We start from the raw sequence: 15,610 nt of genomic DNA on the forward strand, positions 1-15,610 counted from the left end.
GGATCCAAGGGGCCACTGCCCCTTGGCGGGAGGGTGCAGGGAGGGCGGAGCCCTCCTTGCAATCAACCCGATCACGCCATGGCCGAAGCCCGTTCCGTTTCCACCATGTAGTCCCGGGTCAGGGGCAGGGTGTCGATCCGGCGGGTGAGTTGGAGTTGCCAGTTGATGAGGCCGCCTTGGCGGAAGCTGGCTTCGCTGGCGGCCAGGTAGAATTCGAACATGCGGCAGAAGCGTTCGTCGTAGAGCGATTGGATGGCGTCCCGGTTGGCGGCGAAGCGGCGGCGCCATTCGCGAAGTGTCAGGGCGTAGTGCAGGCGCAGGATCTCGATATCGGTGGTGAGCAGGCCGCTGCGTTCCACCGCGGGCAGCACTTCGGACAGGGCCGGGGAATAGCCGCCGGGGAAGATGTATTTGGTGAGCCAGGGATTGGTGCTGCCGGGTCCGTCGCTGCGACCGATCGCGTGCACCAGGGCCACGCCATCCGGGCGCAGGGCCTGGCGGATGGTGCGGAAGAAGGCGGTGTAGGTGGTGATGCCGACATGTTCGAACATGCCGACGGAGACGATCCGGTCCACTGGCCGGGTCCAGTCGCGGTAGTCCATCAGTTCGAAGCGGCAGTGGTCGGAAAGCCCCGCTTCCTCGGCGCGCCGGCGGGCTTCGGCGTGTTGTTCCTGGGACAGGGTGATGCCGGTGACGCGGGCGCCGTGGTCGCGGGCGAGCGTCAGGGCCATGCCGCCCCAGCCGCAGCCGATATCGAGGATCTCGAGTCCCGGCCGGTCGAGGCGCAGTTTCGCGGCGATGTGGCGTTTCTTGGCCGCCTGGGCTTCCTCCAGGCTTTCCTGGCCGGTCGGGAAGTAGGCGCAGGAGTATTGCCGGTCCCGGTCCAGGAACAGGGCGTAGAGCCGGCCGTTCAGGTCGTAGTGGTGGGCGACGTTGCGGCGGGCACGGGCGGCGGGGTTGAACTGGTCGATCCGTCGCCGGGCGAGGCGCCATAGGGCGTGCAGCTGTTCGGCCGGGTGGGTGGCGCCGGGCGCCCAATTGACCATGAGGAGTTCGAGCAGGTCGAGCAGGCGGCCCTCCAGCGGCTCGATCTCCCCGTTCATGTAGGATTCGCCGAAGGACAGGCCGGGATTGGTGATCAGGCGGCGCGCGGCGCGGCGGGTCAGGATGCGCATGCCGGCTTCTGGGCCGGCGCCGTCGCCATAGTGGCGGATGCGGCCATCGGGGTCGTGCACGGTCAGTCGCCCGTGGCGGATGGCGCGGGACAGCATGGCGTGCAGCATAGGCGCGACCCCTCCTGCGGGGTCTCGCACGGCATCCCACCGGACCCCGACCGGGGTCCGATATGGCAATTTCGTTAAGGCTGATTCAAGCGGCCAAGGTCGGCGCGAGGGGGCGAGGCCCCGTTCACGATTTGCGGATCGCCGGCGGGACGGGGTGGGGCCCGTCCCGGCCGGCGCGCCGGTCAGTCGCGGTCGGCGGCCGCGCCGAGTTCGGCCAGCTCGGCGGCCAGTTCGGCCTCCAGGCTCTCTTCCTCGGCCTGGTCGGCGGCGCGCAGGTCTTCGCCGCGGGCCTGCTTCTCGGCTTCCTCGACGGAGCGGGCGACGTTCACGCCGACTTCGATCACCACTTCCGGGTGCAGCGCCACGCGCACCTGGGTCAGGCCCAGCTGCTTGATCGGCTGTTCCAGCAGGATCTGGCTGCGTTCCAGCGTCAGGCCGCTGCCCTTGCAGGCATCGGCGATGTCGCGGCCGGAGACGGAGCCGTAGAGGCCGCCGCTTTCGCCGGCGGAGCGGATGATGACGACCGACAGGCCGTGCACGCGCTCGGCCACCCGCTCGGCCTCCTCGCGGCGCTTCAGGTTCTGCGCCTCGAGCTGCGCGCGCTCACGCTCGAAGCGCGCCAGGTTGTCCTTGTTGGCGCGGATCGCCTTGCCCTGGGGGAGCAGGAAGTTGCGCGCGTAGCCGGGGCGGACCTTCACCAGCTCGCCCATCTGGCCGAGCTTTTCGACCCGCTGCATCAGGATGACTTCGATCATGGCTGCACCGTTCAAATCAGGGGTTCAGACCCGGGGGGGCGCGCTGCGCCGGGCCCGGGTTCCATTGAAAATATCGTAGAAGCCGTAGCCCGCGACGCCGAGCGCCACGGGCACCGAGAGGATCAGCAACGCGGCATAGGCGCCGCCCAGCACGAAGGCGCGCCCGCGGATGGCCGCCGAGGCGCGGTGCAGGGCCGCGAGGCCATGCAGGAAGACCGGCACCAGCAGCACCAGCAGCAGGGAGAGGGTGACGGCATCGCCGCCTTCCTCCGCCGCCAGCCAGAAGCCGCCGGCCAGCGCCGGCAGCAGCGGGTACCAGCCCGGCAGCCGCGCCTCCCGCCAGGCGGGGGTGGTGGCGAGGACGCCGGCCCGCTTCAGCAGGGCCGCGCCGGCCGCGGCATTCACCAGCAGCGCCAGCGCCACCCAGAAGCCGATCGCGGCGGCCTTGACCCGCACCAGCTCCTCGACCAGGCCGTCATTGGCCGGCAGGCCCATGCGCTGCAGCCCGACCTCCGCCGCCTCCCGCATCGCGCCTTCCAGCCCGCCGGGCGCATCGCCCAGCAGGAAGGCCGCCAGCAGGACGCCGGCGGCCGGAATCAGGCCGAGCAGCGCGAAGGGAAGGCTGAGCGCGAAGGGCCGTCCGGCCGCCAGCACGAGGGCCGCGGCCGGCACGCCGAACAGCGCCAGGAACAGGCCGAGCCCGGTGGCGCTGCCCAGCAGCAGCAGCACCAGGCTTGCCACGGCCAGGGAGGCCAGGATCGTGAAGCCGCCGAAGCCGATGCCCGCCATGAACAATGGCAGGGAGGCCAGCCACAGGGCGAAGGCGCCGCCCGGCAGGCCGCGGAAGGCCCAGAGGGCCAGCACCGCGGAGGCCAGGCCGGCAGACGCGGCCGCGAGCAGGCGCGGATCGGCGGCGATGCCGCCGCGACCCTTCCCCTGCTCCTCGTCCATGCTGCCCGTCACCATACTGCCCTCGGCCGTGCCGCGTGATCAGTCGTTGATCACGTAGGGCAGCAGCGCCAGGAAGCGGGCGCGCTTGATGGCGTTCGCCAGCTCGCGCTGCTTCTTGGCGGAGACCGCCGTGATGCGGCTCGGCACGATCTTGCCGCGCTCGCTCAGGAAGCGGGACAGCAGGCGCACGTCCTTGTAGTCGATCTTCGGCGCGTTCGGGCCGGAGAAGGGGCAGGACTTGCGGCGGCGGTAGAAGGGCCGGCGGGCGCCGACGGCGGGGCGCCGCTGGGCGGGGTTCAGGGCGATGTCTTCGTTGCGATCGGACATGATGGATTACTCCTCGCCGCCCATGCCGGGGCCCATATCGAGTTCGTCGCGCGGACGGGCGCGGAATTCCTCGCGGTCGTCACGCTCGCGGCCACCGGTGCGGCCGGAGCCGAAGCGGCCGGCCGGGCGCGGGCCGCGGAAGCCGCGGTCACGCTCGCGGTCGTCGGAGCGGCGGGCCAGGATGGCCGAGGGGGCGTCGTCGATCGCGTCGATCCGCAGCGTCAGGCTGCGCAGCACGTCCTCGTTCAGGCCGAGCTGGCGCTCCACCTCGAGCAGGGCGGCCGGGGTCGATTCCAGGCCCAGCAGCATGTAGTGGGCCTTGCGGTTCTTCTTGATGCGGTAGGCGAGGCCGCGCAGGCCCCAATATTCCCGCTTCTTGATCTCGCCGCCGTTCATTTCGGTGAGGGTCGCCTGCACCTGGTCGGCAATCGCCTCGACCTGGGCCTGCGTGACGTCATTGCGTGCAATCAGCACGCATTCATACAAGGGCATCCGATTCCCTCCGGCTGTCTCAACCCCACGGGCCCGGGCACCATGCTCGGGTCGCGCATAAACGGGCATAGCCGGGACCGATGCCTCGGGTCCCGGCAGGGGAGCGGGGCGTAAAGCATGGTGGGGGCGGCGCGGCAAGCAATTTCGACTCGGGCTTGACGCCGCGACCCACACCGCCCTAGGCCGCGCGACCGCCCCCCTTTAAAACGCCCAGCCAGATCGCACGGACCGAAAAAATGGCGCTCGCCTTCACCTTCCCCGGCCAGGGCAGCCAGGCCCCCGGCATGGGCCGCGACCTCGCAGCCGCCTTCCCCGCGGCCCGCGAGGTCTTCCAGGAAGTGGACGAGACCCTGAAGCAGAAGCTGTCCCGGCTGATGTTTGAGGGCCCGCCCGAGGAGCTGACGCTGACCGCCAATGCCCAGCCGGCGCTGATGGCCATGTCCATCGCGGTGCTGCGGGTGCTGGAGAAGGAAGGCGGCTTCCTGCTGCGCGACCGCGTGGCGCTGGTGGCCGGCCATTCGCTGGGCGAATACGCGGCGCTCGCCGCCGCCGGCACCTTCGACCTGTCCACCACCGCCCGCCTGCTGCGGCTGCGCGGCGAGGCGATGCAGAAGGCGGTCCCCGCCGGGGAAGGCGCCATGGCCGCCCTGCTGGGCGCCGAGCTGGAGCAGGCCCAGGCCATTTGCGCCGCCGCCGCCGAGGACCCCGCCACCGGCGAACGCCAGGTGGTGGAGGTGGCGAATGACAATGGCGGCGGCCAGATCGTGATTTCCGGCCATGCCGCGGCGGTGGACCGCGCCATCGAGGGCTCCAAGGCCGCCGGCGTGAAGCGCGCCATGAAGCTGCCGGTCTCCGCCCCCTTCCACTGCGCCCTGATGGCCCCCGCCGCCGATGCGATGGCGGAGGCGCTGGCCGAGGCCGAGATGCGCACGCCGCTGGTCCCCCTGGTCGCCAATGTCTCCGCCGCCAAGGCCACCGACCCGGTCGAGATCCGCGACTTGCTGGTGCGCCAGGTCACCGGCACGGTGCGCTGGCGCGAATGCATCCTGGCCATGGGCGCGATGGGCTGCGAGCAGTTCGTCGAGATCGGCTCGGGCCGCGTCCTGACCGGGCTGATGAAGCGCCTGGCGCCGGAGGCCAAGGCCAGCGCGATCGGCACCCCCGCCGAGATCGAAGCCTTTCTGAAGTCGCTGTGACGCACTGGTTCGACCTCACCTCCCAGCCCAGCGCGGAGGAGGAGAAGGCGGTCCGGGACGCGCTCTGGGCCGCGAATGCCGAAGCCGGCCATCCCTGGGAGCGGAAGGGGCTGACGCTGCCGCTGCGGGATGCGGCGGGCACGGTGGTGGGCGGGCTGCTCGGCGCCACCGCTTGGCGCTGGTGCTACATCGAGAACCTGGCGGTGCCGCCCGCCCTGCGCGGCGCCGGCTGGGGCCGCAAGCTGATGGCCGCGGCGGAGGCCGAGGCGCGGCGGCGCGGCTGCATCGGCATCCGGCTGGATACCTACAGCTTCCAGGCGCGCGGCTTCTACGAGAAGCTGGGCTTTGCCGTCATCGGCCAGATCGAGGACTGCCCGCCCGGCCAGACCCGCTTCAGCATGACCAAGCGGCTGGATGCGCCTGGGCCGGTCGCGATCCCCTGGCCGGATGCCGCCGCCCCGCGCGCCACCATCGCCCCGGGCGGGGCCTCCCTGGTCCCGGTGCTGCTGGCCGGCCTCAGCACCCATTCGGTGGCCCAGGCCGGCCCGCATGGGCATGCGCCCTTCAGCCTGGCGGTCCATGCGCCGGACGAGGCGCAGCCGGCGGGCGGGCTCTACGGCTACAGCTTCTTCAACTGGATGTTCATCCAGTACTTCTTCCTGCCGGAAGCGCTGCGCGGCCAGGGCCTCGGCCGGCTGCTGATGCAGCGGGCGGAGGAGGAGGCGCGGGCGCGCGGCTGCGCCGGCATCTGGCTCGATACCTTCAGCTTCCAGGCCCTGCCCTTCTACGAAAGCCTGGGCTACCGGCAGTTCGGCCGGCTCGACGACTTCCCGCCCGGCCATAGCCGGCACTACCTCATGAAGCGCCTTACGGACGGAGAGACCTGATGTTCGACCTCACCGGCAAGGTGGCCCTGGTCACCGGCGCCACCGGCGGCATCGGCGCCGCCATCGCCACCGCGCTGCATGCACAAGGCGCGCGGGTGGCGATCACCGGGCGGCGGGAGGCGGAGCTGGCGGCCCTGGCGGGGACGCTGGGGGAGCGGGTGTTGGTGGCCCCCGCCGACCTGGCCGACCCCGCGGCCCCCGCCGCCCTGGTGGAGAAGGTGGAGGCGGAGCTCGGCCCGCTGGATATCCTGGTGAACAATGCCGGCTTCACGCGGGACATGCTGGCGCTGCGCATGGGCGATGCCGACTGGAACGCGGTGCTGGAGGTGGACCTGACCGCCCCCTTCCGCCTGGCCCGCGCCGCGCTGCGCGGCATGATGAAGCGCCGCTCCGGCCGCATCATCTCCATCGCCAGCATCGTGGGCGTCACCGGCAATGCCGGCCAGGCGAATTACGCGGCGGCCAAGGCCGGGCTGATCGGCATGAGCAAGTCCCTCGCCCAGGAAGTGGCGACCCGCGGCGTGACGGTGAATGTGGTCGCACCCGGCTTCGTGAAGACCGCGATGACGGACGCCCTGCCGGAGGCCGCCCGCACCGCGCTGCTGACGAAGATACCGACCCAGCGCATGGGCGCGCCGGAGGATGTGGCTGCCGCCGTCGCCTATCTCGCCAGCGGCGAGGCCGCCTGGGTCACCGGCCAGACCCTCCATGTGAATGGCGGCATGGCGATGATCTGACGCCGGTTTCAGCCACCATCTGACGAAACCCTGCCGCCGCGCGAATCCGGCTGGTTCCGGCGACCCCGGCTCGAAGCCGATGCGGCCGAACAGCGCAGGATGGGCGTCAGGGTGATCGGCCGGATCGGAAGGCTCAGCGCCGGCCGCCGGCGATGCGCAGCGCCTCCTCCTGCGTCAGGCCGATGTCGCGCAGCAGATGCGGGTCATAGGCCAGCAGGTCCACGCGCCAGGGCTGGTGCAGCGCCCGGAGGGGGGCGAGCAGCCAGGACAGCATCGGGGCGAGGCGGGGGCGCAGACCGGCTTCGGGGGCGGCTTCGGGCGCTGTTTCGGGGGCGGCGAGGCTGGCGGACATCGGGGCTTTCCTTCTGGCGGCGGACCAGGCCGGCCTGCCGCGTGCCGCCTTATGGCACCGGGCCGGTTTCGCCCCCGCTTCGCCGCCCTTTCCGCCTGCTTCGCAGCTGCAATATCGGTATCGCGGGCGTGGCGCGGCTGACACAGGCGGCTTTCGCTGCAGGAAAGCCGCGTTTCCCGGGGCCCGACCGCTTGCGCCGCGCCGCCGCCTAGGCCAAGTGACGCTTCCATGTTAAGCCGCGCCGCCCCCACCCCAGCTCCCGCCGCTTTGGGCGGGGTTTCGGGCAGATGCGCGGCACGGCAGCGACCAGCAGGAGACATCGCGGGATGAGCGACACCGCCGACAAGGTGAAGAAGATCGTTGTGGAACACCTCGGCGTCGAGGAGTCGAAGGTGACCACCGAGGCGTCGTTCATCGACGATCTGGGCGCGGACAGCCTCGACACCGTCGAGCTGGTCATGGCCTTCGAGGAGGCCTTCGGGGTCGAGATCCCGGACGACGCCGCCGAGAAGATCACGACCGTGAAGGACGCGATCGACTATATCGAGAAGCAGAAGTCCGCCTGATTTCAAGCGGTTGATGGCTAGGTAAGGGAAGCAGCGGTGTTCGGTCATCTCGTTGCGCCGCGGCGCGTCGTCGTCACGGGCATGGGTATCGCCTGCCCGCTCGGCCTGGGTGTGGAAAACGTCTGGAAGCGCATGCTGGCCGGCGAAAGCGGGCTGGCGGCGATCCAGAACTTCGACACCAGCGCCCTGCCGGCCAAGATCGCCGGCCAGGTGCCGGTCGGCACCAGGGCCGAGGGCAAGCTCGACATCAGCGAGTGGATCCCGGTCAAGGACCAGAAGAAGATGGACCGCTTCATCCAGCTCGCGCTGGTGGCGGCCACCGAGGCGGTCGAGGATAGCGGCTGGGCCCCGGGCGAGGACCAGCAGGAAGAACGCTGCCGCACCGGCGTGATGATTGGCTCCGGCATCGGCGGCCTGCCGACCATCTTCGAGGCTTCGACGCTGATCCAGCAGGGCAAGACGCGGCGGATCTCGCCCTTCTTCATCCCCTCCGCGCTGATCAACCTGGCCTCCGGCCATGTCTCCATCAAATACGGCTTCAAGGGCCCGAACCACGCGGTGGTCACGGCCTGCGCCACCGGCGTGCATGCGCTGGGCGATGCCGCGCGCCTCATCGCGCTGAACGACGCGGATGTGATGGTCGCCGGCGGCGCCGAGGCCGCGGTGGCCGAGATCGGCATGGCCGGCTTCTGCGCCTCCCGCGCTTTGTCCACCGCCTTCAACGACCAGCCGACCAAGGGCAGCCGCCCCTGGGACCGCGACCGCGACGGCTTCGTGATGGGCGAGGGCGCCGGCGTGGTGGTGCTGGAGGAGCTGGAGCACGCGAAGCGCCGCGGCGCCAAGATCTATGCCGAGGTGATCGGCTACGGCATGTCCGGCGACGCCTATCACATCACCTCCCCCACCGAGGATGGCGACGGCGCCTTCCGCGCCATGCGCGCGGCGCTGATGTCGGCCGGCGTGGAGCCGTCGCAGATCCAGTACGTCAATGCGCATGGGACCTCGACCCCCATGGGTGACGACATCGAGCTGCAGGCGGTGGAGCGGCTTTGGGGCGATGAGGCGAAGTCCCTCGCCATGTCCTCCACCAAATCCGCCATCGGCCATCTGCTGGGCGCGGCCGGGGCGGTGGAGGGCATTTTCTCCATCCTCGCGATCCGCGACGGCGTCGCCCCGCCGACGCTGAACCTCGAGGATCCCTCCCGCGAGAGCCCGATCGACCGGGTGGCGCTGGAAGCCCAGCCGCGCAAGATCGACACCGTGCTGTCCAACAGCTTCGGCTTCGGCGGCACCAACGCCAGCATCATCTTCCGCAAGGCAGCCTGACGTTCCGGTCAGCCGCCTTGCCAGGGGCGGCTTCCGAGGCCAGTCATAAGCCATGCGCCGACTGATCGCCCTCCTGCTGTTCCTGCTGATCCTGGCCGCCGGCGCCGGGGGGGCCTTCTGGTATGCGCGGGAGCAATGGACCGCGCCCGGCCCGCTGGCCGAGCCGGTGCAGATGGTGGTGCCCCGCGGCGGCACCACCACCATCGCCGATGCCCTGGCGGAGCGCGGCATCATCGCCCAGCCGCTGCCCTTCCTGGCCGCCACCTGGCTGACCCGCGGGCAGGGCCCGCTGCGCGCCGCCGAATTCCAGTTCCCCGCCCGCGCCAGCCTGCGCGATGTGCTGCAGGTGCTGCGCGAGGCCCGCCCGGTGCAGCGCCGCCTGACCATCCCGGAAGGCCTGACCGTGCAGCAGATCACTCGGCTGCTGGAGCAGGCGGAGGGTCTCACCGGCGATACGCCCAGCTTCGCCGAGGGCGAGATCCTGCCCGAGACCTATGCCTATCAATGGGGCGACAACCGCGCCGCCCTGCTGCGCCGCGCGAAGCAGGCGATGGACCAGGCGCTGGCCGAGATCTGGGCCGCCCGCGCCCCGAACCTGCCGATCGACACGGCGCGGGAGGCGCTGATCCTGGCCAGTATCGTGGAGCGCGAGACCGGCCAGCGGGATGAGCGCGCCCTGGTCGCCGGCGTCTTCCTGAACCGGCTGCGGCGCGGCATGCCGCTGCAGTCGGACCCGACCGCCGCCTATGCCGCCGCCGATGGCGGGGTGCTGGACCGGGCGCTGACGCGCGCCGACCTGGACCGCGACCACCCCTTCAACACCTACCGGATCCGCGGCCTGCCCCCCGCCCCCATCGCCAGCCCGGGGCGGGAGGCGCTGCGCGCCGTGGCGCGGCCGGAGGCGACCGAATTCATCTACTTCGTCGCCGATGGCACCGGCGGCCACGCCTTCGCCCGCACGCTGGAGGAGCATAACCGCAACGTGGCGCGCTGGCGGGAGATCGAGAGGTCCCGCGCGCCCCAGCGATGAAGGCGGGGCGATGACCGTCCCCCTGCTCAGCGGCCCCGCCTTGTGGTGGCGGCTGCTGGTGATCGGCGGCCTCTGGGGATCCTCCTTCCCACTGCTGCGGCTGATCGCCGCCGAGATGTCCCCCTTCGCGCTGGCCGCCGTGCGCGGCGGTTTCGCGGCGCTGGCGGTGCTGGCCTTCCTGGCGGTGAGCGGGCAGTTGAAGGGGCCGATCCGGCGCTATGCCCTGCCGGCGCTGGTGCTGGGCACCTGCAATGGCTGGGCGCCGAACCTGCTGACCGCCTTCGCGCTGGGCCATATCCAGGCGGCGCCGGCCGCGCTGATCCATGCCGGCACGCCGCTGCTGGTGGCGCTGATCGCGACCGTGGTGCTGCGGGAGGAAAGGCCCGGGCTGCGCGGCCTGGCCGGGCTGCTGCTGGGCTTTGGCGGCATCGCGGTGATCCTGGGGCCGGATGCGCTGTCCGGCGGCGCCAGCCTCACCGGCGGGCTGCTGATCCTGCTGTCGGGCGTCTTCTACGCGGCGGGCACGGTTTATGCCCGCAAGGCGCGGATCGGCGGGGCGCCGCAGATCGTGCTGGGGCAGCAGGTGGTGGCGGGGCTGGCGGCGGGCGCGCTCTCCCTGCCCTTCAGCGGGGCGGGGGCCTATGCCCAGCCGGGCTGGGTCTATGGCGTGCTGGCGCTGCTGGGCGTGGTCACCTCCGCCCTGCCGCTGACCATGTTCCTGCGGCTGCTGGCGCGCGCGCGCGTCACCGATGCCTCCATGGTCGGCTATATCCAGCCGCCCTTCGCCGCCGCGGTGGGCGCGCTGCTGCTGGGCGAGTTTCCCTCTCCCCTCGTGCTGGTCGGCGGCGGCATCGTGCTGGCCGGAGTCTGGCTGGCGACGTCCCGGCGCTAAAGCACTATCCGATAACACTGAATTAGTGTTATCGGATTTCGTGCTTTAGAAACAATAACTTCTAGAGCACGAGATCCGTCCGAGAGGACGGATTGTGCTCTAGCTCTCCACCGGCTTGGCCGGCAGCTGCGACATCAGGCGGTTGCGCCAGGCCGGCGGCAGGGCGCCGGCGATCCGCGACAGGGCATAGAGGCGGCGCGGATAGGCCACGCGGACCTTGCCGGCCGCGATGCCGGCCAGCGTGCGCTCCGCCGCCTGCTCCGGCGTCATCAGCCAGGGCATCGGGAAGGGATTCCGGGCTGTCATGGGCGTGCGGATATAGCCGGGGCAGATGGCGTGCAGGCGGATGCCGCGCGCCCGCTGGCTGGCATCGGTCGCCTCCGCCCAGCGCTGCACCGCGGATTTGCTGGCGCAATAGGCCGGCGCGCCCGGCGCGGCGACGAAGGCGGCGAGGCTCGCCACCACCGCCACCCGCCCGCGCAGGCCCTCCGCCCCCGGCGCCTGCCCCGCCATTTTTTCCAGGGCCGGCAGGGCGGTGTTCAGCACGCCGCCGAGGTTGGTGGCGAAGATTCGCGTGGCCTGGGCCGGCGGTTCCACCGCATCCCCGGTGCCGCCCGAGACGCCCGCATTGGCGATCACCAGGTCCAGCCGCCCGGCGCCGGCGATCCAGCCCGCCATGGCCGCCGCATCCGTCACGTCCAGCACCGCCGGATGCACCGTGGCGCCCCGCGCCCTGCAGGCTTCCGAAACCGCTTCCAGCCGCCCGGCATCGCGGCCGGACAGGTGGAGGGTGACGCCGGGCCCGGCGCAGGCCTCGGCCAAAGCGCGGCCGAGGCCGGAGGAGGCGCCGGTGATCAGCACGCCATTCCAGGAATCGCGCCCCATGCCTTGCCCTTCCCAGCGGTCGGGTGGACAAGGCGCGCATGAGCATCCTTGCCTCCATGACCGGTTTCGCCCGCGACAGCGGCACGCTGCCGGACGGTTCCTCCTTCGTCTGGGAGTTGCGCAGCGTCAACGGCCGGGGCCTCGATGTCCGCCTCCGCCTGCCGCCGGGCCTCGACGTGCTGGAAGCCCCGCTGCGGGAGGCGGTGGGCAAGCGCCTGAAGCGCGGCAACCTTTCCGCCACCCTGACCCTGAAGCGGGAGGACCGGGCGCCGCGGCTGACGCCGGACCCGGTGGCGCTGGAGGCCGCGATCCAGCTGGTGCTGGAGGTCTCGGCCCGCCTGCCCGGCGCCCCGGTGCCGACGGCCGAGGCGGTGCTCTCCCTGCCCGGCGTACTCCGCGCCGAGATGTCCGAGCCCGATGAGGGCGCGGAGGAAGCCAAGCGCAAGGCCCTGGCGGCCTCCTTCGCCGTGGCGCTGGATGGCCTCGTCGCCTCCCGCGCCCGCGAAGGCGCGCAGCTGACAAAAATCCTGGACACGCTGCTGGGGGAGATCGCGGCGCTGCGCGATGCCGCGGCGGTGGAGGCCGCCGGCCAGCCCGCCGCCCAGCGCGCCCGGCTGCTGGAAAACCTGGCCAGCCTCCTCGGCGAGGGCGATGTCCGCGCCCGGGTGCCGGAGGAGCGGCTGGCACAGGAAGTCGCCATGCTCGCCCAGCGTTCCGATGTGCGGGAGGAGCTGGACCGGCTTTCGGCCCATATCACCGAGGCCCGCACCCTGCTGGCCTCTGGCGAGGCCATCGGCCGCAAGCTGGAATTCCTGACGCAGGAATTTGTCCGCGAGGCGAATACCCTGTGCAGCAAGTCCGCCAACGTGGCGCTGACGCGCGTGGGCCTGGAGCTGAAGGCGGCGATCGAGCGGCTGCGCGAGCAGGCGGCGAACGTCGAGTGATGACCACCACCACCCATGCGCCGCGCCGCGGCGTCTGCCTGGTGCTGGCCTCCGCCCCCGGCGTCGGCAAGACCAGCGTCTCCCGCGCCCTGCTGGAGATGGAGCCGGAGCTTTCGCTCTCCGTCTCCGCCACCACCCGCGCGCCACGGCCCGGCGAGCTGGAAGGCGTGCACTACTTCTTCCGCACGCAAGGCCAGTTCGACGCGATGGTCGAGGCCGGTGAATTCCTAGAATACGCCAAATTCATCGGCCGGTCCTACGGCACGCCGCGGGCGGCGGTGGAGGCGAGCCTGGCCGCCGGGCGCGACGTGCTCTTCGACATCGAATGGCAGGGCCACCTGCAGCTGCGGGACCGCCTGCCGGGCGATGTGGTGGGAATCTGCCTGCTGCCGCCCAGCATGGCGGAGCTGGAGCGCCGCCTGCGCGGCCGCGCCCAGGACAGCGAGGCGGAAATCGCCCGCCGCCTGGTCGCCGCCAAGGACGAGATCGCGCATTGGTCCGACTTCGACCATGTGCTGGTGAACCGCGACTTCGACCGCACGGTGGCGGAGGTGCGCGCCATCCTGCACGCTGCCCGCAACACCCGCGCGCGCCAGCCCTGGCTGCCGGAATTCATCGACACGCTTCTGCAGGGGTAGCGCGGCATGGGCAGCCTGGCGGGCGTGGTGGAGGTGGTGCTGCCGGTCTTCGCCATGATCCTGCTGGGCTTCGCCGCGGCGAAGCGCCAGCTGGTCTCGGAGGAGGGCTTCAAGGCGATGACGCTGTTCGTCTTCGGCCTGGCCGCGCCGGCGCTGCTGTTCGCCGGCGGCACCCGGCCGCATGAAGGCGGCGGCGGCGCGGCGCTCGCCCTGCTCTCGGGCTCCGTCGTCATGTTCTGGCTGGCGGTGGCCTTCGGGCGGAGCCTGTTCCGGCTGAACCTCGGCGAGGCATCCCTCTTTGCGCTGTCCTGCATCTTCGGCAATTCCGTGATGATGGGCGTGCCGATCATCGTCGCCGCCTACGGCCCCGCCGGCGTGCCGCCCATGCTGGGCATCCTGGCCTTCACCACCATGATCCTGCTGGGCCAGGCGACGGTGCTGACCGAGGTCGGCCTGCACGCCAATGCCCCCTGGCGCCGCGTGCTCGGCGCCAGCCTGAAGGGCATTTTGCGCAATCCCGTGGTCCTGGCGGTGGTGGCGGCCTTCCTCTGGACGCTGCTCGGGCTGCATCTGCCGGATGTGGCGCGGCGCACGTTGGAGATGATGGGCGCGGCGGCGCCGCCGCTGGCGCTGTTCTGCCTCGGCGGCGGCCTGGCCGGCATCGCGGGCGCGGCGCTGTGGCAGGAGACGGCGGCCATCGTCGTGGTGAAGCTGCTGGCGCTGCCGGCGCTGGTCTGGGGCCTGGCGCTGTGGCTCGACCTGCCGCCGATCGAGATGGCCGTCGCCGTCACCATGGCGGCGCTGCCCACCGGCGCCAATGCCTTCATCCTGGCGCGGCGCTACGCCACGGGTACCGACCGTTCGGGCGCGGCGGTGGTGGTGACCACGGCGCTGTCCGTGCTGACGCTCTCTGCCCTGATCGGGCATTTCCGGGGGATCCTGCCTTGACGCTCATCATTGAACCCGGCTGGGTCTGGGACGCGGAGAACGGCCTGCGCACCGGCCACAGCGTCATCGTGCGGGACGGCGTGGTGGCCGATGTGGTCGCCGGATCTCCGACCCTCGACGCCGAGCGCATCGTGGCGCCGGATGCGCTGCTGCTGCCGGGTTTCATCAACCTGCACAACCACGCCCTCTCCGCGCCGCTGTTCCGCGGCCTGGCGGATGAACTGGCCCCCGGCGACCTGCCCGGCCACATCGTCTATGCGCTGCTGATGCCACTCGGCGATGTCGCCGCCGCCGTGATGACGGAGGAGGAAATCGGCGATGCGGCGGAGATGGCGCTGCTCGAGGGCCTGCGCAGCGGCACCACCGCGCTGCTCGATGTCTATCGCGTGGCGCAATGGCCCTTCATCGAACGCGCGAAACGCCTCGGCCTGCGCAGCTGGTCCTGCCCCTACCTGTTCTCCGCGCCGGTCGGCATGACGCCGGACGGCAAGCCGACCTACAGCCCGACCAGCGACACCGGCTTTGACGCCATCCTCAAACTCTTCGACCGTTTTGACGAAGGCCCCGGTGGCGTCACGCGCGTTGGCTTCGGCCCGCATGGTCCCGACAGCTGCACGCCGGAGCTGCTGCGCGCTATCGATGCCGCCGCGCGCGAACGACAGACGATCGTCTCCATCCACGCGGCCCAGAACCTTATCGAGATCGAGAAGGTCACCGCCGCGCACGGCAAGGGCTCCATCGCGCATCTCCGCGACATGGGCCTGCTGCGGCCCGGGGTGGTGTTGGCGCATGGCATGTTCGCGACGGATGAGGAGATGGCGGCCATCGCGGAAGCGGGTGCGGCCCTCGCCTCCTGCCCCCTCGCCTTTGCGCGCTCCGGCCGCTTCGTGCCGCTGGCGCGGATGGAGGCTTCGGGGCTGCGCCTCGGCATCGGCACGGATGGCGTGACGCTCGACATGCTGCACGAACTCCGCACCGCATCCGTCTTCGCCAAGGTGCAGTCCGGCACGCCGCATGGCCTTTCGGCGCCGCGCCTCCTGCGCGCGGCGACGCGTGACGCGGCACTCGCCTTGGGGCGCGAGGATCTCGGCCTGGTGGCGAAGGGCGCGCGGGCGGACCTCATCCTGTTCGACCTCGGCTCCTCCCGCTACCAGCCGGTCTGGGATCCGCTGAAGTCGCTGATCACCAATGGCAGTTCGGCGGACCTGACGCTGGCGATGGTGGAAGGCCGCGTGCTGCTGCGCGACGGAAAGGTCCTGACGGCCGACGCCACCGCCGTCACCCGCCGCGGCCGCACCGCCATCGAGCGCGTCTGGCGCGAGGCTGCGCGGCGCGGTGCGATTCCGGCATCGATCGCGGCGCGGGCGGCGATAGCATTGCACTAAGCGCGTTTGTCTCCCT

The 15,610-nt window shown here is 71.4% G+C and carries 18 protein-coding genes; 11 read left to right on the forward strand and 7 right to left on the reverse strand.

What is annotated here, in order from left to right; all coding sequences use genetic code 11:
• Positions 1-71: 71 nt before the first annotated feature.
• The 5 genes from J3S20_RS00330 to rpsF all read right to left on the reverse strand — a co-directional run bounded on the left by J3S20_RS00330 (position 72) and on the right by rpsF (position 3,808).
• Positions 72-1,283, reverse strand: coding sequence for an SAM-dependent methyltransferase (locus J3S20_RS00330; protein ID WP_216833698.1), 1,212 nt, complete (start codon positions 1,281-1,283; stop codon positions 72-74).
• 182 nt (positions 1,284-1,465) lie between these two features.
• Positions 1,466-2,038: a 50S ribosomal protein L9 gene (gene rplI / locus J3S20_RS00335; RefSeq protein WP_216833699.1), complete on the reverse strand. Its 573-nt coding sequence runs from the start codon at positions 2,036-2,038 to the stop codon at positions 1,466-1,468.
• A gap of 24 nt (positions 2,039-2,062) precedes the next feature.
• Positions 2,063-2,989 (reverse strand): hypothetical protein, encoded by a 927-nt coding sequence (locus J3S20_RS00340; protein ID WP_216833700.1) that lies wholly within the window; start codon positions 2,987-2,989, stop codon positions 2,063-2,065.
• Between the two features lie 39 nt (positions 2,990-3,028).
• A complete protein-coding gene (rpsR, locus tag J3S20_RS00345) occupies positions 3,029-3,316 on the reverse strand; it encodes a 30S ribosomal protein S18 (protein ID WP_216833701.1) in 288 nt (95 codons plus the stop codon).
• A 6-nt stretch (positions 3,317-3,322) separates the two neighbouring features.
• On the reverse strand, positions 3,323-3,808 hold the full coding sequence (rpsF, locus tag J3S20_RS00350) for a 30S ribosomal protein S6 (RefSeq protein WP_216833702.1): 486 nt from the start codon (positions 3,806-3,808) through the stop codon (positions 3,323-3,325).
• A 236-nt stretch (positions 3,809-4,044) separates the two neighbouring features.
• On the opposite strand from rpsF, the gene fabD reads away from it, so the two are divergent.
• Genes fabD through fabG form a run of 3 tightly spaced genes read left to right on the forward strand, consistent with a single transcriptional unit; the run spans position 4,045 to position 6,628 of the window.
• Positions 4,045-5,004, forward strand: a complete 960-nt coding sequence (gene fabD, locus J3S20_RS00355) for an ACP S-malonyltransferase (protein ID WP_216833703.1) — start codon at positions 4,045-4,047, stop codon at positions 5,002-5,004.
• The gene (locus tag J3S20_RS00360) at positions 5,001-5,891 is read left to right on the forward strand and encodes a GNAT family N-acetyltransferase (RefSeq protein ID WP_216833704.1); all 891 of its coding nucleotides are present in this window, start codon (positions 5,001-5,003) and stop codon (positions 5,889-5,891) included. Before fabD ends, J3S20_RS00360 begins: the two co-directional genes overlap by 4 nt.
• Positions 5,891-6,628: a 3-oxoacyl-[acyl-carrier-protein] reductase gene (gene fabG / locus J3S20_RS00365; RefSeq protein ID WP_216833705.1), complete on the forward strand. Its 738-nt coding sequence runs from the start codon at positions 5,891-5,893 to the stop codon at positions 6,626-6,628. The genes J3S20_RS00360 and fabG overlap by 1 nt, the downstream gene beginning before the upstream one ends.
• Positions 6,629-6,761: 133 nt before the next feature.
• On the opposite strand, the gene J3S20_RS00370 is transcribed toward fabG, so the two are convergent.
• Positions 6,762-6,980 carry a hypothetical protein gene (locus tag J3S20_RS00370; protein WP_216833706.1) on the reverse strand — a complete coding sequence of 73 codons (219 nt, stop codon included), beginning with the start codon at positions 6,978-6,980 and terminating at the stop codon, positions 6,762-6,764.
• Between the two features lie 326 nt (positions 6,981-7,306).
• Here J3S20_RS00370 and J3S20_RS00375 point away from each other — a divergent pair, with 326 nt between their 5' ends.
• From J3S20_RS00375 to J3S20_RS00390, 4 genes are read left to right on the forward strand one after another with little or no spacing between them, the layout of a single operon-like run.
• A complete protein-coding gene (locus J3S20_RS00375; protein ID WP_092963667.1) occupies positions 7,307-7,546 on the forward strand; it encodes an acyl carrier protein in 240 nt (79 codons plus the stop codon).
• A gap of 36 nt (positions 7,547-7,582) precedes the next feature.
• Positions 7,583-8,872, forward strand: coding sequence for a beta-ketoacyl-ACP synthase II (gene fabF, locus J3S20_RS00380; protein WP_216833707.1), 1,290 nt, complete (start codon positions 7,583-7,585; stop codon positions 8,870-8,872).
• Between the two features lie 52 nt (positions 8,873-8,924).
• Positions 8,925-9,902, forward strand: a complete 978-nt coding sequence (mltG, locus tag J3S20_RS00385) for an endolytic transglycosylase MltG (RefSeq protein ID WP_216833708.1) — start codon at positions 8,925-8,927, stop codon at positions 9,900-9,902.
• A gap of 10 nt (positions 9,903-9,912) precedes the next feature.
• Positions 9,913-10,794 carry a DMT family transporter gene (locus J3S20_RS00390; protein WP_216833709.1) on the forward strand — a complete coding sequence of 294 codons (882 nt, stop codon included), beginning with the start codon at positions 9,913-9,915 and terminating at the stop codon, positions 10,792-10,794.
• Between the two features lie 99 nt (positions 10,795-10,893).
• Here J3S20_RS00390 and J3S20_RS00395 read toward each other — a convergent pair whose 3' ends face one another.
• Positions 10,894-11,679, reverse strand: a complete 786-nt coding sequence (locus tag J3S20_RS00395; protein WP_216833710.1) for an SDR family NAD(P)-dependent oxidoreductase — start codon at positions 11,677-11,679, stop codon at positions 10,894-10,896.
• Positions 11,680-11,735: 56 nt separating this feature from the next.
• Between J3S20_RS00395 and J3S20_RS00400 the strand changes: the two genes are divergently transcribed.
• The 4 genes from J3S20_RS00400 to J3S20_RS00415 are packed head-to-tail and all read left to right on the forward strand — an operon-like array spanning position 11,736 to position 15,594.
• A complete protein-coding gene (locus J3S20_RS00400; RefSeq protein ID WP_216833711.1) occupies positions 11,736-12,623 on the forward strand; it encodes a YicC/YloC family endoribonuclease in 888 nt (295 codons plus the stop codon).
• Entirely contained in the window at positions 12,623-13,261 is a 639-nt protein-coding gene (gene gmk, locus J3S20_RS00405) for a guanylate kinase (protein WP_216833712.1), read from the forward strand. The genes J3S20_RS00400 and gmk overlap by 1 nt, the downstream gene beginning before the upstream one ends.
• A 6-nt stretch (positions 13,262-13,267) precedes the next feature.
• Entirely contained in the window at positions 13,268-14,209 is a 942-nt protein-coding gene (locus tag J3S20_RS00410) for an AEC family transporter (protein WP_216833713.1), read from the forward strand.
• Positions 14,206-15,594, forward strand: coding sequence for an amidohydrolase family protein (locus J3S20_RS00415; protein WP_216833714.1), 1,389 nt, complete (start codon positions 14,206-14,208; stop codon positions 15,592-15,594). The genes J3S20_RS00410 and J3S20_RS00415 overlap by 4 nt, the downstream gene beginning before the upstream one ends.
• The last annotated feature ends 16 nt before the right edge of the window (positions 15,595-15,610 follow it).

Origin of the sequence: Falsiroseomonas tokyonensis, assembly GCF_019024325.1 — a bacterium.
Lineage (GTDB): Bacteria > Pseudomonadota > Alphaproteobacteria > Acetobacterales > Acetobacteraceae > Falsiroseomonas > Falsiroseomonas tokyonensis.

What these genes read in the sequence shown, in the direction of transcription:
- rpsR (WP_216833701.1), bottom strand. Translation starts at nt 3,316, where the DNA reads ATGTCCGATCGCAACGAAGACATCGCCCTGAACCCCGCCCAGCGGCGC.
- J3S20_RS00375 (WP_092963667.1), top strand. Translation starts at nt 7,307, where the DNA reads ATGAGCGACACCGCCGACAAGGTGAAGAAGATCGTTGTGGAACACCTC.
- rplI (WP_216833699.1), bottom strand. Translation starts at nt 2,038, where the DNA reads ATGATCGAAGTCATCCTGATGCAGCGGGTCGAAAAGCTCGGCCAGATG.
- gmk (WP_216833712.1), top strand. Translation starts at nt 12,623, where the DNA reads ATGACCACCACCACCCATGCGCCGCGCCGCGGCGTCTGCCTGGTGCTG.
- fabG (WP_216833705.1), top strand. Translation starts at nt 5,891, where the DNA reads ATGTTCGACCTCACCGGCAAGGTGGCCCTGGTCACCGGCGCCACCGGC.
- J3S20_RS00410 (WP_216833713.1), top strand. Translation starts at nt 13,268, where the DNA reads ATGGGCAGCCTGGCGGGCGTGGTGGAGGTGGTGCTGCCGGTCTTCGCC.
- J3S20_RS00400 (WP_216833711.1), top strand. Translation starts at nt 11,736, where the DNA reads ATGACCGGTTTCGCCCGCGACAGCGGCACGCTGCCGGACGGTTCCTCC.
- fabD (WP_216833703.1), top strand. Translation starts at nt 4,045, where the DNA reads ATGGCGCTCGCCTTCACCTTCCCCGGCCAGGGCAGCCAGGCCCCCGGC.
- J3S20_RS00370 (WP_216833706.1), bottom strand. Translation starts at nt 6,980, where the DNA reads ATGTCCGCCAGCCTCGCCGCCCCCGAAACAGCGCCCGAAGCCGCCCCC.
- J3S20_RS00395 (WP_216833710.1), bottom strand. Translation starts at nt 11,679, where the DNA reads ATGGGGCGCGATTCCTGGAATGGCGTGCTGATCACCGGCGCCTCCTCC.
- mltG (WP_216833708.1), top strand. Translation starts at nt 8,925, where the DNA reads ATGCGCCGACTGATCGCCCTCCTGCTGTTCCTGCTGATCCTGGCCGCC.
- J3S20_RS00390 (WP_216833709.1), top strand. Translation starts at nt 9,913, where the DNA reads ATGACCGTCCCCCTGCTCAGCGGCCCCGCCTTGTGGTGGCGGCTGCTG.
- J3S20_RS00330 (WP_216833698.1), bottom strand. Translation starts at nt 1,283, where the DNA reads ATGCTGCACGCCATGCTGTCCCGCGCCATCCGCCACGGGCGACTGACC.
- J3S20_RS00340 (WP_216833700.1), bottom strand. Translation starts at nt 2,989, where the DNA reads ATGGACGAGGAGCAGGGGAAGGGTCGCGGCGGCATCGCCGCCGATCCG.
- rpsF (WP_216833702.1), bottom strand. Translation starts at nt 3,808, where the DNA reads ATGCCCTTGTATGAATGCGTGCTGATTGCACGCAATGACGTCACGCAG.